Consider the following 14,196-nt stretch of genomic DNA (forward strand, 5'->3'; position numbering starts at 1 on the left):
AGCTGAAAGGGTGACAACATAGCTAGATAGCTTGCTGCATCAAGGATAGGGCACGGAGACCCCGCTGAAAATAGAGGCGTTTGTGGGGTTTGAGCGCCATCAACTGAAACGCTTGATTGGCCCACAGTTCCATCCCATACGTCCACCGTTGCCCATAGAGAGCCAAGCTGAACTCACTGTGTCGCAAGGTTTTATCTTGGTGTTTTTGAATACGTCCAGCATAGTGGTCAATGCGGAGTTGCCGCATCCATTGCCCCTGTAGGGTGGCCAAACTGTACGCGATCGCAATGAGTAAGAGCAAGGCTAAAAATCGGGGTTCATTGACCTTGGTGTCCTCTAAGTTGTAGCCCCCAGTCTTACAGTCCTTGAAGAGCTGCTCAATGCCCCAGCGACAGCGATAGATCTCAATGGCCTGCTTCAAATTAGGCAGATTGGTGAGAATATACCAGGGGTCTTTCGGGCCTTTGTTACGATAGCTTCGTTTCCAATAGATCGCCAAATTAAAGGGACCCAACCCATCGCCTTTGTTGGCCAAGATGCCCCGATAGAACTGTCTCATGCCGGGTTGAATGCCCAAGTCTTTCACCACGGTATACTCCTGTTGCACACTCACTTGAAAATGAAGGTCTTTCTTCTGCCGCAAGGCAAACATGATGCCCCTGGAGTCTAGCCATTTAGCTAGTTTTGGACTATGGAACTCTCGGTCTCCAAGCACTAAGACGGGGTAGGATTTCAACAGGGGGAAAACGGCTTTTAGCAGTCGTTTTTGAGTCCGAAGGTCGCTGTTGCCGCTTTGCTTTAAGACCTCCCAATACAGGGGCAGGGCATGGGTGCCCCAGATCAGAGAGACCATGAAGATATTTCGCCCTTTCCACTGAGTGCGGTCAATCGCCAGAATCCAGTAGCCATACTTTTGATGCTTCAGTTGTTTGAGGCGGCGGCGTTGGGATCGATTCAATCCCCGTCCGGTTTGCTCTTGCCGAATCCAGTATTTCACCAGCGGAAACCACAGCAGTTTGACCCTCAGTTGAGGCAAGACTAAAAACCGCTGTAAGTTCCGTTTTCGACTGCCATATTGAATCGGTTGAGGAAAGACACTGGCTAAAACTGACAGTTTGACCTGACGATGGGCCTGTAGCAAACATAACAAGAGCTGCAGGGTCAAATACTGCGGGTCGCTCAGATGAGCTTGGAGGGTGGTTTGGTAGAATGCAGGAAACATATTTGGTTGGGGGAGTCTGCTCAAGGCTCCCTATTTCTTTGCCTCTGTTATTCTCTCAAAGCTTTGTCCACCTTGGTTCTGAACTCGCTTGTCACCCGGTTAGATAGGGGAGTTAAACAAGTACACCCTAAGAGTAATTCGGTAATCCTAATCTGTCAACGTTAATCAGAAATTCTTAGGATTGCCGAATCTCTGACTCCGAGCATGAACCCAAATGAGTCAAGACAATCTGCATCTCCTAAACGACTTCCCCGCAAGGCTTCGGTACACTATGGGGGATTTAAACCAACGTGAATTTTCAACGCTGGCTGGCATCTCTGGAAGTGTTCTAAGCCAATATCTCAACGGCAAAAGTGAACCTCGCCGTCCTGCACTCATCGCTCTAGCGGATGCTGGCAACGTTTCTTTGGAATGGTTAGCCAGTGGCAGAGGTGAACCACCAAAGACAGTTGCGCCCAGCCGTGCGCGTGACCAGCCTGCAACCTACCGGAGTGTAAGACCAGAGTTGATTAAGCAAATGTGGGATGACAGCATGGCACCGACAATCAACCCGCGTGAGGAGTACGGTGTCGATCCAACTGACTCAAATATTGAACACATCAATGGAGGAATCTATTGCCTGAGACTTGGAGACGTTGAAATCGTTCGCCGACTCCAACGCAACTTTGGTCAAACCATGAAACTCATAACCGATAATTCTGTCTACGAAAGCCAGACAATTTCTCTCAACCCTCTGCCCGATCACTTAGAGGTCATTGGCAGAGTTACGTGGGTAAAACGCCCATTGTGATTTTTGATACTCGCGTACTGATACCGGATGTCGTTTTGTGCGTCGTTTTGTGCGTCGTTTTGTGCGTCGTTTTCCAAAAAAATGTCGTTTTCTCCCTTAGTTATGTCGTTTTCATCGGACTTGTAAAGAACAGTAAACCGTCCCAAAACATGTGACAGTTTCTCAACAAACCCCTGTTGCATCCCCGCCCAGGTCGGGCACACTACCATCAAATAAAATCCACAGGAGACCCACCCCCATGCAGCTATCCAAACCCATGCAATACGGCCTAGCTGGCCTCGGCGTAGTGATCGCCGCCTTCCTCGTCTGGAACACCTATTACGAAATCACCAGCGCCGACGACGACACCCGCGACGCAATTGAAAGCGTCCGCAAAGCCAACGAAGAACTTCAGAAATTCGACTAACCGCCACACCCCACAACACTCAAAAGCCCCCAGCGCTCAGCGTTGGGGGCTTTAGTATTTGTGTATCATTAATTGATTGTGCCTCGCGGAGCTTCCACCCTCCCAGACACCCTGAACCATAACCCTTAAACCACAGGAGACTCAGCCATGAGCGACATCATTCGCCACATTCAAAATGATATCGAATTCTTCACCAACCGTCTCACCAACCAATCCGGCATCTCCGTCTCCGGCCTCGCCCTCCTCTGCGGCGTTTCACAGCCAGCAATGTCCAAACTTCTCAAAAACCTTGCAACCAAACCGGGTTCAAAATGGCTAAGACCCTTGAAAAACCAGGACATAGACCTCGCAACCAACCCCATAACCAAAACAGGGGTTAAATCGCTAGAACCCCAAGAAAATCAAGGCATTAACCCCATAACCAAAACCGTTAAGCAAGGCGGTACAGTTCGCATCATCCGAGCCGATGCTTGCGCCTTCATCATCCAGCACTACGCTTTTCAGGGCAACGAAACCGCTCAATATAGCCTCGCCAAATTCGCCGCCATCGGTATTGAAACCTGGATTCAGGGCATCACCTCACAACCGCCCCAACCCAAGCCACCCAAGCCCACAGCACCCGCCCTTCCCACTGCATCTGCCCAGCGCATCGAAGCCCGCAAATACATCCTCCAGCAGGCCAAAGCCTATCACGACGCCAACCCCCTACTGCTCAAAAACCAAGCCTATACCCAGTTCTGCCAGCTCTACAACAGTCGCAAACTCCCCATGCCCGACTGGGTCACACAGGCGATCAGCAGCGTAGGTCGATCCTCCCTCTTCAACTGGAACCATCGCATCGACGAACGGCACGGCCTACACCGCAAAGGCAAAGGCATCATCGCCACCAACCCCGACATCCAAGACGCCATCAACCACATCCGCGAAGCCCAACCCAACCTACCCGCCATCCACGTCCACAGCGCCCTCTACGACCACATCCCCGCCAACAAAGTCCCCTCCCCTAGCACCGTAACCCGCTGGCTCAAAGACAAATAACTCAAACAAAAAAGCCCTGCCAGTCTCCACACTGGCAGGGCTTTCTAGTCGTTTCAGAGATTTGAGTGACGTGAAATGACGCTTCCAAATAGTATAGCTGTATCATTAGAAAACGGGCGCACTCTTCATAGAAACGTCAGGAACGCAGTCAGCGCCCTTCCCTCTATCCCCCTCCCCACATGGCCTCAGTCGAAATCACCGTAGAAGACGCCGCCCTCCAAGCCGCCCTCGATCGGCTCCGCAACGCCACCACCGATCTCACAGGCGCAATGAAAGCCATCGGCGAATATGGCGTCCTCCGCACCAAAGAACAATTCGACAACGAAGTCGGCCCTGATGGCTCCCCTTGGGCAGACTGGGCACCCTCCACCATCCTCCGCAAACAGCGCCAACGTCGCGGCATCAACAACCGCAAGCTCCGTCAGTTCGGCGACCTCTTCGCCTCCATCACCTACAGCGCCAGCAGCTCCAGCGTCACCGTCGGCACCAACCGAATCTACGCACCCATCCACCAGCTCGGCGGCAACGCAGGCCGAGGCGGTTCCGCTCGCATCCCCGCGAGACCGTTCCTAATCGACCCCAACCTTAACCCCGAAGACCGCGCCGAAATCACCCAAATCATCCTCGACTACCTCGACCGCGCCTGGAGCGGCTAACTCACCATGACATCATTCTCTTCCGACCACATCACACCCGACGAATTCAAAGCCGCCATGCAATCCGTCGATCGCCTCATCGATCTCCAGCTCCTACGCGATCACTCCGCCCACACCTACCTCACCGCCGCCCTAGTCCTCGAACAAATCGCATCTCGCTACCGCAACCACGCCAAAAAAATCGAGTCACAAAATCGCAACATCCAAGACTCACTCGATTAAGTTCTGTAAAATTGGCACACCCGCACCCCGCCAAAACCCACCCACGATCCAAAACTAAATGACGCAATCCCGTCACGAGATCCAAAACTAAACGACTATTGAAACGACTACCCCCCTTATTGAGAACGCCCAAAACCCTTGCGTTTTCTCAAGTGCGAGCGAGTCACGTCAAGTTTGAGCCGAAATCTGGATCTAAAACTACCTGACGTTTCACAATGCCCCCTTGATCGATATGGAAGTCATCTGATACTGCCTCTAACTCAATCATGAAGGTTAGTGAGTCAAAGACTGGTGAGATTATGACACCCGTTGTATCGTCACCCAATTCAGCCGAGTTGAGCGAATCAGGCTTGCTATTGACCATTATCAGCGGCTTAACCTCACAATCCATGCCCCTAGAGGATACTCGTTTGCCTTACCTCTTTCCTTCCAGCGGCAGAAAAGATAGCAACTGAAACCTTCCGCAATAAACAGCGTCTAATACCGCAGCTATTTGTTAAACTTGCGCCTTGCTCCTCGAATCGCCCTATTCGAGAGGATTTTGGGCCGTTTGCTAGCGCTAAGCCAGTCGGCTTCTGGCTGTTCAAGCTGGGGATTGATTATAGTCGTAGCTAAATTTCAGTCGATCTAGAATATGACAAGCCCATTGGCTGCCCATTGTCAGAGAGAATGCCTGATCTATACCTTGCTCAAGTTATTGATCCTGGTTCCAACTCATTCCGATCTCAAGACTGTCACCTTCACATCTCAAGCCTGACATCCAACACTGCCAACGCACCATCCGAAACGCCATGATGAAACCAGATTTGCAGGGCCTAGAACTCACTCCGGGTGAGGTTCGTAAGTTAACCGGAGTGGGTAGAGGCCAGGTTTGGCAGCGCTCTATGCTGCGACAACCGGATCAGCGATCGCAGTTTTTGATGCGCCAACTGCCGGAAGTGCTGGGCCTGATGCTGATTGGATTATTTGGGTTCGGCATTGGCTTTCAGGGACTCAGTAATTTGAGCCAAATTGAACTGGAAGGGGTCAATATTTGGGTGTGGCTAATTGCGATCGCAACGTCATTTAGCTTAGCCGTGGTGATTCGGCTGATTCGGATTCTCCGCAGCAGCTCGCCTGCGCTGGTGCGATTACTGGAAGATGTGGAGCGCTACAATGCCGTGATTCGGGCAATTGATATTAATGACCAAATCGAAGCGGCGGGTAATCCGGATGTGGCGCTAACGGATCGTAATCGGGTGATTGCCACGCTCTGGACGACGCGCTCTGACCTGGCACGGGCTTTGAAGACGGAACGAATTCTGCGGGAAAATCATCGCTTTATCGCCCGCAATACCGATCTGTTTTCGCATAACCTCACATCGCTATCGGTTCTGCAAGTTTCAGACGAAGTGAACGCCCAAGGCAGAATTTTGAATGAAGCGCTAGAAGTTGCCGTCAGTGTGCAAAACGAAATGCGATCGCTCCAACAACAAGATCGATTAAAGCAAGATCCCTAATCTGATGATGGAAATGACGCTGTGAGAAGTACGATCGCGCTAATGTTGTCTATCCCCCCACTGTAGATAGCTTTTAATGCTACAGATAAACTCTTAGCGGCCTAAGAGTACATACGCTTTGCTAGATAGATCATAGCGATACTCCGCAAGCTAATGCCCTTTAGAGATTAGGTGAAGTTTTTCATTAACCTCGATCAAAAAGAAATGGCTTTACAGAAGAAACCATACGCTCCAACTCAGGTTTGTTCCGTTTGAGAAGATCATGCTCCCATAATTCATTGGTATTGGCAGCACAATTAGCTGCCAAAGCCTCTCCAATTGATTCAAAGCTCTTTTGAAGACTCTTTCTCAAGACTTCTGGCTCATCTGAAACACCTAGGATAAACACCCTATCTTTTAAATCATCCGGAATTTGTTGACATATATGCTCAAATCGTCCATCTTGTGTATCGAAGTCAATCAGCAGAACCATCCATCTGTCTGAGTACTGCCGCATTTTAGATACGTAGTCCCGCTTAAATTTTTCTACTGCTGCATTCCAGCCACCAGCAGGTGGCAAAACCTGAATTGTTCGTTCATTAAGTTGTGGATGGAGCAAAAAACCGTTGGCTATGTCTGAATTAGCTTCATCTTCAGGCAAAACAAGAATATGCGGCAAGTACTTATTAACGCTCATAATTCTGCATCACCAAGGATCAAGTTATCTATAAGATCGCCGCTAATAGATACTTCACTCAGTGATCGGATCAAAGTTGGTTCTAGATGGCTTTTCCGATCAAGTAAAAAAGTGTTTTCACTCGAGAATTTTCGAATAGCCTCCTCATTATGTGAGGTTGCTAAAAGTTGCCCGCTCTTTTTGAAAGAGCGCCTTAGAGAAATAACAAAATGTCCAACCTCTGATAAAGAAAGATAATTATCAGGCTCATCCCAAAAGCAAAAAAGCGGGCCATAATATTTGTTGGCAGCTAGGACAACAGCACAAAGGAAAAAGCATTTCTCTCCGTCAGATAAATCCTTAAATTCAATAGTCAAGTCTACATTATTCTTTTCAAACCTGACGATCATGCTCTTGAAGTCTTTACCAACTAGCTCATTTTGAATATCGCTCATATCAGGCATTACTGCCTGTAGGTATTTGTCTACCTCTTTATAAGCAGCAGGATAACGGCTCAGTAACCCTGAGAACCATTCTCCAAAATTTGAACCATCTCGCTTTGGCTCCAATGTTTCACCGTTAGAGTCTCCAGTTATCAGGCTTGGAATTGGAGCTAGGATAATCATTTGCGCAAGCCAAGTTCTAAAGATACGGAGCGGGTCAGTTTCCGATTGTTCCTGAATTACTGGAAGAGCAATAAGATGCCAATCAACTAAGAACTGGGCCTCTCGACTTCGTGAAGTAAGAGTGACTTGGGCTTCTTTCCTAGAGTAAACTGGCTCTCCTGAGACTAATAATTGTTCTTCAAATACCCGAAGTTCTCTAAACCCTTCTGGTAACTCTAATGCAAGCACATACTTGTACAATTTGTTTTCAATGAGTACCTCTATTTCAAATCGAATTGGGATGTTAGACCTGTTAGGGGAAAAGTCTTTGGGTTGAACCAGTTGCCCAACTCTATTGACACCTCGACCAATGCTCTGAAATAGCTCTAGTGAACTAGCAATGGTTGACTTGCCCACACCATTTCTTCCAATTAAAAGCGCGGATGACATTTCCTTGAGGGAAAATTCAAAATTCTCCAGGCATCTAAAATTATGCACATACAGCCTTTGGAGCATAGCAAAGTAACCCCGAGTTTTGAGAAATCAAGATTCTTGATTAACCTATTCTCACAAATTTACACTATTGGCAGCTTCAAGCGAAGCTATATATAGTGAGAATTGCGACCGTATCTCCCATATAAAGAAATCGGGCTGGTAGAAATGCAATACAGCTAACGCCTAAATATTTACTGACCAGCAAGTGTTTCTGCTTTCTCAACACGTCGGATCAATTCACTCAATCGGAGGCAGCAGATATGGCCCTAGCGAACTATCAAGAGGCTCAAACGTATCTCAAATTCTTGCCCCTCTTACATGACTTGCCCAAGCAGCCCTTCTTTATCGTTTACGACGCTGAAGCCGATGTGCTCTATATCGACTTTCAAAACCCACCTCAATCTGCTGACGACAGCGAGTTGACCGACGACGACATTGTTATTCGGTACAACGAAGCTGAAGCCATTGTTGGCCTGACTATTCTTCATGCGAGTCAACGCTAGGCCAAGAAGCGCGATCTCATTACAGCTAGAAGTGCGATCGCACTTCTAGCTAATCTATCGACACTAATACGGACATCAAACGGTTACAGTGGCCTCGTGCCATAATCCTGTGGCAGCAACCTCTCTGGCATAATCAGCAAAATCCTTGGGTGGACGTCCCAATGCACGCTGAATCCCATCCGTGAGGTAGGCGTTGCGGCCATCGAGCACGGTGGAGAAAAGATAATCCAGTATCCAAACCATCTCTTGTGGCGCACCGGATGCCTTGACGCCAGCGACAAAAGCTTCGTGTGGAATTTGAACATAAGCGATCTCACGTCCCGTAGCGTTTGACAGCTCAGTGGCGATATCAGCAAAAGTCATCAGGCGTGGACCCGTAACCTCATAGACCTCTCTGGCATGTCCAGATTCGGTTAGCGCCGCAACAACGACTTCAGCAATGTCGTTCACATCGACAAATGGCTCTGGAATATCGCCTGCCGGAAGTGTAATTTGACCTGCTGTGACCATGTCGAGAAATGCACCCTCTGAAAAGTTTTGGTTGAACCAGCTAGCCCGGACGATCGTCCAGTCAACACCGCTCTCTTGCACAATCCGTTCACAAGCTTGTGCCTCTGCTTCACCCCGACCAGACAACAGCACCAGACGCTCGACTCCGTGATATTTGGCTCGGTCAACAAATGCCTGAATGGTGTCGGTCGCACCAGGGACAGCCAAATCCGGGACGTAGTTGATATAGACAGCTTTCACATCTTCCAGGCAGGCGTCCCAGCCAGCTTCTTGATGCCAATCAAAAGCTGGCGAAGCTGAACGCGAACCGATCCGAATTGACACGCCCTTCGCCTCCAGTTGAGCGGCAATCCTGCGGCCAGTCTTGCCGGTGCCGCCAAGGACGAGGGTAAGTCCCATCGGAGTTTGGGTTTGATGTTGAAGCATATTCATGGCTTGCTTTGACCTGTGGGTTAACTGCAAACCAACTATAGAAAGTCTGACCGAGATATTTCTTGACAGCCGCTGCCGAAGTTTTGACACTACGCGCCAACTTTTAATGTGCCAATCTCAATGGGCAATCTTAAATCAATCGGGTTTCGCGTGGGGGCTGATGCGGAACGAGCGCGGCGTTTGTCCTGCCCAGCGTTTAAAGGCTCGCGTAAAAGCGCTTTGCTCAGAGAAGCCTGTCAGGAAGGCAATTTCAACCAGTGAATAGTCAGTTTGCTGTAGAAGACGTTCGGATAACTGACGCCGTGCCTCATCAACCAGAGCTTGATAGGAGTAGCCCAAATTTGACAGCCTGCGTTGCAACGTTCGTCCACTCATGCCAAAGTGTCCTGCTACATCGGAGATGGCGGGTACACCCTCACTCAAAGATCGAGAAACGTGAATTCGAACCTGTTGGTCGAGCGAGCCGTTATCTTCCAACTTAGATAGTTCAGCCGCAAGATGAGTATCGAAAAACTGGGAAATGCTCTCGTCACCAAGCTGATTTGGCGTTTGCAGCGTTTCACGTGAAACCAAGAGCGCATCTCTGTCTGCACCAAAATGAATGGGGCAGCCAAAATAGGCTTCGTGATCAACAATCGACTCTGGCGCTGCATGCTTAAAGTAAACGGCCAGCGGTTGAAACTCTTGGGTGGAAACTTGTTGACTAATTGAGGCGATGCTCGCGATGGTGGCTTCATTGGAAAGCCGCATACCCAGACGCCGCTCACCCACGCGATGCAGATGCATGAATGCTCCTTGTTCTGTCATCTCCAGCTCATAGGTTGAAACGCTCGTCAGCACACGGGCATAGCGTTCCGCACGCTCATAAGAGCCCTGCAAATTAGTCGCTGACTTCCAGGCTAGGCCAAAAGCGCCATAATCATCACAGCGCATTGCTTCACCCGCTCTCAATGGCAGAGTCGTGGCATTGCGCTCGGCTGCCGCAATCCGTTCCAGAAAAGCATAGTAGTCTGCGTCAGACACCATCTGCGAGGGATCAATCGGACTATCCGGCTCGATGCCTACTGAACGCAATACGGCATCCTGATCGATATTATCGTCAACTACTCCAATGACTTTTCGAATGAACAGCGAGGTTATTTGTCCCCTCATGTCACGTGTTCTAGACATAGTACTTTGCCGACGTGCGATCGCAGATCTGAATAGTTTCCTACAGCAGAATTCTAATATTCCATTGCATCAACCCCTCAATCCCCGGTAGGCTAAATGCTGGCAGATTTAAGGGAGAGTGGCGATGACAAAACCCAAAATTATCGTGCTGGATGATGATCCCACCGGATCGCAAACCGTGCATAGCTGTTTACTCCTCATGCGCTGGGACGTAGACACGCTGAAGCTGGGTTTGCTGGATGAATCGCCCATCTTTTTCATTCTGACCAATACCCGCTCATTAACGCCCGCACAGGCCGACAGCGTCACGCGAGACGTTTGTCATAACCTAAAAACTGCGATCGCAGATGTTGGCATTGAAGATTACCTGGTTGTCAGCCGCTCCGACTCCACGCTGCGCGGGCACTATCCAGTAGAAACCGATGCGATCGCAGAAGAACTGGGGCCATTTGATGCCCATTTCTTGATCCCCGCTTTCTTTGAAGGGGGCCGCATTACCCGCGACAGCACCCACTACCTGATGGTGGATGGTAAGCCCGTGCCGACGCATGAAACCGAGTTTGCTAAGGATTCCGTCTTTGGCTACAGCACTGCGTATTTGCCCGATTACGTGGAAGAGAAAACCAGCGGTCGGATTAGCGCCGATCAGGTGGAGCGGTTCGCGCTCAGCGATATTCGCCAGGGGACTCAAGCGCGGCTGATGCAGCTCCAGGGCAATGTCTGCGTTGCCGTCGATGGCGAAACGCAAGCGGATTTAGATCAGTTTGCTGCCGATGCGCTCCAAGCTGCCGCCCAGGGTAAAAAATTCCTGTTTCGCAGTGCCGCCAGCATTTTGACTGCCCTCGCCGCCCTGCCGCCCCAGCCCGTCAAGTCAGAGGATATGGCTCAGTACACCCGCCAGGGCAAACCCGGTGTCGTACTGGTCGGTTCCCATGTGCAAAAGACGACACAGCAGCTACAGCCGCTATTAGCAGAAACCGGAACGGAAGGAATTGAAGTGGATGTAGCTCAGCTTGTGCATCCAACCGAGGAGGTGCGATCGCAACTGCTCCAGTCTGTCTTATCGCAAGTTGAAACCGCCTATCAAGCGGGCAAAACGCCCGTAATCTACACCAGCCGTAAAGAGCTGACCTTCGACAATGTGCAGACTCGCTTGGACTTTGGCGTAGCGGTTTCGCGCTTACTGATGGATATCCTGCGCGGGTTGCCCAGCGACATCGGCTTCCTGATTAGTAAAGGCGGCATCACGTCCAACGATACGCTCAGCACCGGACTGGCGCTCCAGTCAGCTCGTCTGTTGGGACAGATCATTCCCGGTTGCTCAGTGGTGCGCACTCCAGCCGATCACGCCCAGTTTCCCGATCTACCTGTTGTTCTATTCCCCGGTAACGTGGGTGACGATCAAGCACTAGCAACGGTGTATCAGCGGCTCAGCTAGACTTGCCACCACTGCTGCTCCGCCTGCAAATCTTGCAGCTTCTGGTGATTGCGCCAGTGTTGGTACAGGTACGCTTTGGCAATTTGCCACAGCGGCAGCGATAGCCAACCTACCAGCCAGCCGCCCATTCCAACCGCCAACCATTGCAGCAGCCAGTGGGACGGTTCCGGTATCAGCCCCTGCCCGAGTTTAACAATCAGCAGCCAGCTCACGAACTGGGCAGGCACCTGTAACGGCACGGTCAACAGCCAAATCAAAGCCGCCAAACGCAACAGTAGGCGGGTAGATCGCCGCGTCAGCCGCCAGCTCTGGCGCAGGCTACTGCCCGCCGTCGCGATCGGTTTAATTACCAGGATGGATTCAGCCAAAAAGAAATGCAGCAAAAAGCGCAGACTAATCCAGACTGTGCCAATCGTAAAGAGCAGCAGAATCAGCACGATAGCCATCACGGCTGTGTGCTGCACAGTGGCGGGCGGAAACTGAACCGCCGCGATCGCAGCTAATCCTGTACTCAGCGTCAAGATAAAATACAGCGCCGTCACCAGCAAACTGAGTCCGCTATAGGCCAGCATCAGCACACCCGCCGAAATACCGCTGAGCTTGAGAGCCAGTAGACCAAACTCAATTCGCTTGCGCCAAGACAGCTTGCCCAGGCCAGCCTGCTTTGGGGCTAAATCGGCTGGAACTGGAGGTAATTCAGTCGAACTGGCAACATCCACTGCTAGTTTAGGCTGTAGGTATAGCCACGCCCAGCGGCTCAGTTGACCCGAACCAATACAGTAACCAGCAATCCCCACAAAGCCAACAACAATTCCCACTAGCCACTGCCAAAGTGCGATCGCATCCATCTGCTGATACGCTCTAAGCCCAGCTAGCCCGACTAACATGGGCAACAGCAACCAGGCCGACGCCTGGAGCGATTGGCGCAAGCAGATTCTCACCTGCCGCCGATAGAGTCCCACACTTTGCCAAAGAGTCCGACGGGCCGATAAACGCAAATCAGTCGAATGGCTGGACTCTTGGGAAGAGGCCGCGGAAGACATCGGCAGTTCACCAGAATCATGCTGCTGCATCACTAAACTCTATGCTGGTCTACGCTGAACACCAAGTCTGTTCGTAAAAACCAATTTTAGTGTATGTGACCTGAACGCGCCGCATACAGGTCACATACGCAGGACATATATTGCATCAAGAGGGCTTAAAAAGGCATTAAGAGGCGCATAAGCGGAGCAGACGAGGACTATCGAGACGATTCAGCTTGCAAATCCTCAATTAAACTCGCTAAATCATCACTGGACGCATGATAAACCTCATTACAAAACTGGCAGGTGGCCTCTGCCCCATCATCCTTTTCAATCATGTCTTGCAGCTCATCTGCGCCCAGTATCTTTAATGCCCCCATCATACGAGAACGGGAACAGCGACAGTTAAAGCGGACAAGCTGAGATTCCGGCAGAATCTCCAGTCCCATATCGCCTAAGAGGTCTTCCATAATCTGCGATAGGGTTTTACCCGCTCGTAAAAGCGGCGTAAAGCCTGACAGTTGGCTCAACCGAGATTCTAGTAACTCAACTAGCACGTCATCTCGGGCTGCTTTGGGCATCACCTGTAGCAGTAGACCTCCAGCAGCAGTCACACCCTGCTCGCTCACAAATACGCCTAGCAGCAGTGCCGATGGCGTTTGTTCGGATGTCACTAAGTAATGGGTTAAATCATCCCCAATTTCACCAGACACTAACTCTACCGTGCTGGAATAGGGATAACCGTAGCCAACATCCCGCACGACATAGACATATCCGTCGCGACCGACTGCGCCCCCCACATCTAGTTTGCCCTGTGGATTAGGCGGCAGCTCGATGTAGGGATTATCAACGTAGCCCCGCACTGTCCCGTCCAGTCCCGCATCAATTAGGATGCCGCCCAGCGGGCCGTCACCCCGAACTCGAATATTGACGCGAGATTCGGGCCGCTTCATATTTGAGGCCAACAAAAGTCCCGCCGACATGGTTCGTCCTAGTGCTGCGGTGGCAACGTAGGACAATTGGTGGCGCTGCCTGGCTTCTTCAGTCAGGCGAGTGGTAATCACGCCAACGGCCCGAATCCCCCCGTCTGCGGCTGTTGCTCGAATCAATTGATCTGCCATGCAATGACCTAGATCCTTACGTTTGCAAATACGTTACGTTACAAATTGGTTCACAATCTTTTCTATTGTAAAGTCGAGATCACGTTCGCAAGGCAAAATCCGATGGCGCAAATCCCGATCGGTACACGACCTGCGATCGCACTTTTTCTATCGCACTTTTTCTATCGCACTTTCTCCCTCGCACCTTTGGCATCCTCTATACCAGTGATTGGTATCTATGCCGCCTTGCCATGTCACCTGTTACACTGCTGATATGCAATCCGGTTATAAAATCTCAGACCTACTTTGTGTCTCAGACCTACTTTGCGTGGAACAGTTTGCCTGGAACAAGTTGCATGGGACAGGTTTGGCCTGCCTTTAACAAAAGACAGAACTGGTTTTATGAGCGGATTCAGGCGGAGTCATGCAAACT

16 protein-coding genes are annotated in these 14,196 nt (G+C 50.5%); 8 read left to right on the forward strand and 8 right to left on the reverse strand.

Features of this window, described 5'->3' with window-relative positions; genetic code table 11:
* Positions 1-22: 22 nt before the first annotated feature.
* Positions 23-1,222, reverse strand: coding sequence for an IS4 family transposase (locus tag AC286M_RS23335; RefSeq protein ID WP_488203413.1), 1,200 nt, complete (start codon positions 1,220-1,222; stop codon positions 23-25).
* 214 nt (positions 1,223-1,436) lie between these two features.
* Here AC286M_RS23335 and AC286M_RS23340 point away from each other — a divergent pair, with 214 nt between their 5' ends.
* The 5 genes from AC286M_RS23340 (at position 1,437) to AC286M_RS23360 (ending at position 4,334) form a co-directional block, all read left to right on the forward strand.
* Positions 1,437-2,012 carry an XRE family transcriptional regulator gene (locus AC286M_RS23340; protein ID WP_488206670.1) on the forward strand — a complete coding sequence of 192 codons (576 nt, stop codon included), beginning with the start codon at positions 1,437-1,439 and terminating at the stop codon, positions 2,010-2,012.
* A gap of 238 nt (positions 2,013-2,250) precedes the next feature.
* Complete coding sequence (locus tag AC286M_RS23345) at positions 2,251-2,418, forward strand: hypothetical protein (protein WP_488206671.1); 168 nt, start codon at positions 2,251-2,253, stop codon at positions 2,416-2,418.
* Positions 2,419-2,565: 147 nt separating this feature from the next.
* Entirely contained in the window at positions 2,566-3,456 is an 891-nt protein-coding gene (locus AC286M_RS23350; RefSeq protein ID WP_488206672.1) for a hypothetical protein, read from the forward strand.
* A gap of 179 nt (positions 3,457-3,635) precedes the next feature.
* Positions 3,636-4,112 carry a phage virion morphogenesis protein gene (locus AC286M_RS23355; RefSeq protein ID WP_488206673.1) on the forward strand — a complete coding sequence of 159 codons (477 nt, stop codon included), beginning with the start codon at positions 3,636-3,638 and terminating at the stop codon, positions 4,110-4,112.
* Between the two features lie 6 nt (positions 4,113-4,118).
* Positions 4,119-4,334, forward strand: coding sequence for a hypothetical protein (locus AC286M_RS23360; RefSeq protein ID WP_488206674.1), 216 nt, complete (start codon positions 4,119-4,121; stop codon positions 4,332-4,334).
* A gap of 163 nt (positions 4,335-4,497) precedes the next feature.
* Here the strand turns inward: AC286M_RS23360 and AC286M_RS23365 are convergent, their stop codons facing one another.
* Complete coding sequence (locus AC286M_RS23365; RefSeq protein ID WP_488206675.1) at positions 4,498-4,698, reverse strand: hypothetical protein; 201 nt, start codon at positions 4,696-4,698, stop codon at positions 4,498-4,500.
* A gap of 427 nt (positions 4,699-5,125) precedes the next feature.
* Between AC286M_RS23365 and AC286M_RS23370 the strand changes: the two genes are divergently transcribed.
* Complete coding sequence (locus AC286M_RS23370; protein ID WP_488206676.1) at positions 5,126-5,833, forward strand: hypothetical protein; 708 nt, start codon at positions 5,126-5,128, stop codon at positions 5,831-5,833.
* Between the two features lie 184 nt (positions 5,834-6,017).
* Here AC286M_RS23370 and AC286M_RS23375 read toward each other — a convergent pair whose 3' ends face one another.
* On the reverse strand, positions 6,018-6,509 hold the full coding sequence (locus tag AC286M_RS23375) for a hypothetical protein (RefSeq protein WP_488206677.1): 492 nt from the start codon (positions 6,507-6,509) through the stop codon (positions 6,018-6,020).
* The gene (locus AC286M_RS23380) at positions 6,506-7,609 is read right to left on the reverse strand and encodes an AAA family ATPase (RefSeq protein WP_488206678.1); all 1,104 of its coding nucleotides are present in this window, start codon (positions 7,607-7,609) and stop codon (positions 6,506-6,508) included. The genes AC286M_RS23375 and AC286M_RS23380 overlap by 4 nt, the downstream gene beginning before the upstream one ends.
* A gap of 239 nt (positions 7,610-7,848) precedes the next feature.
* Here AC286M_RS23380 and AC286M_RS23385 point away from each other — a divergent pair, with 239 nt between their 5' ends.
* Complete coding sequence (locus AC286M_RS23385; protein WP_488206679.1) at positions 7,849-8,091, forward strand: DUF2283 domain-containing protein; 243 nt, start codon at positions 7,849-7,851, stop codon at positions 8,089-8,091.
* Positions 8,092-8,166: 75 nt separating this feature from the next.
* Here the strand turns inward: AC286M_RS23385 and AC286M_RS23390 are convergent, their stop codons facing one another.
* Together AC286M_RS23390 and AC286M_RS23395 are read right to left on the reverse strand one after the other, a co-directional pair.
* Positions 8,167-9,033: an NAD(P)H-binding protein gene (locus AC286M_RS23390; protein WP_488206680.1), complete on the reverse strand. Its 867-nt coding sequence runs from the start codon at positions 9,031-9,033 to the stop codon at positions 8,167-8,169.
* 135 nt (positions 9,034-9,168) lie between these two features.
* Complete coding sequence (locus tag AC286M_RS23395; protein WP_488206681.1) at positions 9,169-10,203, reverse strand: AraC family transcriptional regulator; 1,035 nt, start codon at positions 10,201-10,203, stop codon at positions 9,169-9,171.
* A 124-nt stretch (positions 10,204-10,327) separates the two neighbouring features.
* On the opposite strand from AC286M_RS23395, the gene AC286M_RS23400 reads away from it, so the two are divergent.
* The gene (locus tag AC286M_RS23400; protein WP_488206682.1) at positions 10,328-11,641 is read left to right on the forward strand and encodes a four-carbon acid sugar kinase family protein; all 1,314 of its coding nucleotides are present in this window, start codon (positions 10,328-10,330) and stop codon (positions 11,639-11,641) included.
* On the opposite strand, the gene AC286M_RS23405 is transcribed toward AC286M_RS23400, so the two are convergent.
* Positions 11,638-12,684, reverse strand: coding sequence for a hypothetical protein (locus tag AC286M_RS23405; RefSeq protein WP_488206683.1), 1,047 nt, complete (start codon positions 12,682-12,684; stop codon positions 11,638-11,640). The genes AC286M_RS23400 and AC286M_RS23405 overlap by 4 nt on opposite strands.
* A gap of 197 nt (positions 12,685-12,881) precedes the next feature.
* Entirely contained in the window at positions 12,882-13,784 is a 903-nt protein-coding gene (gene hslO / locus AC286M_RS23410) for an Hsp33 family molecular chaperone HslO (protein WP_488206684.1), read from the reverse strand.
* Positions 13,785-14,196 lie beyond the last annotated feature (412 nt).

It is taken from the genome of Thainema salinarum CENA647 (assembly GCF_057732415.1).

Coding starts and splice junctions, on each gene's coding strand:
- AC286M_RS23335 (WP_488203413.1), bottom strand. CDS start 1,222: ATGTTTCCTGCATTCTACCAAACCACCCTCCAAGCTCATCTGAGCGAC.
- AC286M_RS23340 (WP_488206670.1), top strand. CDS start 1,437: ATGAGTCAAGACAATCTGCATCTCCTAAACGACTTCCCCGCAAGGCTT.
- AC286M_RS23345 (WP_488206671.1), top strand. CDS start 2,251: ATGCAGCTATCCAAACCCATGCAATACGGCCTAGCTGGCCTCGGCGTA.
- AC286M_RS23350 (WP_488206672.1), top strand. CDS start 2,566: ATGAGCGACATCATTCGCCACATTCAAAATGATATCGAATTCTTCACC.
- AC286M_RS23355 (WP_488206673.1), top strand. CDS start 3,636: ATGGCCTCAGTCGAAATCACCGTAGAAGACGCCGCCCTCCAAGCCGCC.
- AC286M_RS23360 (WP_488206674.1), top strand. CDS start 4,119: ATGACATCATTCTCTTCCGACCACATCACACCCGACGAATTCAAAGCC.
- AC286M_RS23365 (WP_488206675.1), bottom strand. CDS start 4,698: ATGGTCAATAGCAAGCCTGATTCGCTCAACTCGGCTGAATTGGGTGAC.
- AC286M_RS23370 (WP_488206676.1), top strand. CDS start 5,126: ATGATGAAACCAGATTTGCAGGGCCTAGAACTCACTCCGGGTGAGGTT.
- AC286M_RS23375 (WP_488206677.1), bottom strand. CDS start 6,509: ATGAGCGTTAATAAGTACTTGCCGCATATTCTTGTTTTGCCTGAAGAT.
- AC286M_RS23380 (WP_488206678.1), bottom strand. CDS start 7,609: ATGCTCCAAAGGCTGTATGTGCATAATTTTAGATGCCTGGAGAATTTT.
- AC286M_RS23385 (WP_488206679.1), top strand. CDS start 7,849: ATGGCCCTAGCGAACTATCAAGAGGCTCAAACGTATCTCAAATTCTTG.
- AC286M_RS23390 (WP_488206680.1), bottom strand. CDS start 9,033: ATGAATATGCTTCAACATCAAACCCAAACTCCGATGGGACTTACCCTC.
- AC286M_RS23395 (WP_488206681.1), bottom strand. CDS start 10,203: ATGTCTAGAACACGTGACATGAGGGGACAAATAACCTCGCTGTTCATT.
- AC286M_RS23400 (WP_488206682.1), top strand. CDS start 10,328: ATGACAAAACCCAAAATTATCGTGCTGGATGATGATCCCACCGGATCG.
- AC286M_RS23405 (WP_488206683.1), bottom strand. CDS start 12,684: ATGTCTTCCGCGGCCTCTTCCCAAGAGTCCAGCCATTCGACTGATTTG.
- hslO (WP_488206684.1), bottom strand. CDS start 13,784: ATGGCAGATCAATTGATTCGAGCAACAGCCGCAGACGGGGGGATTCGG.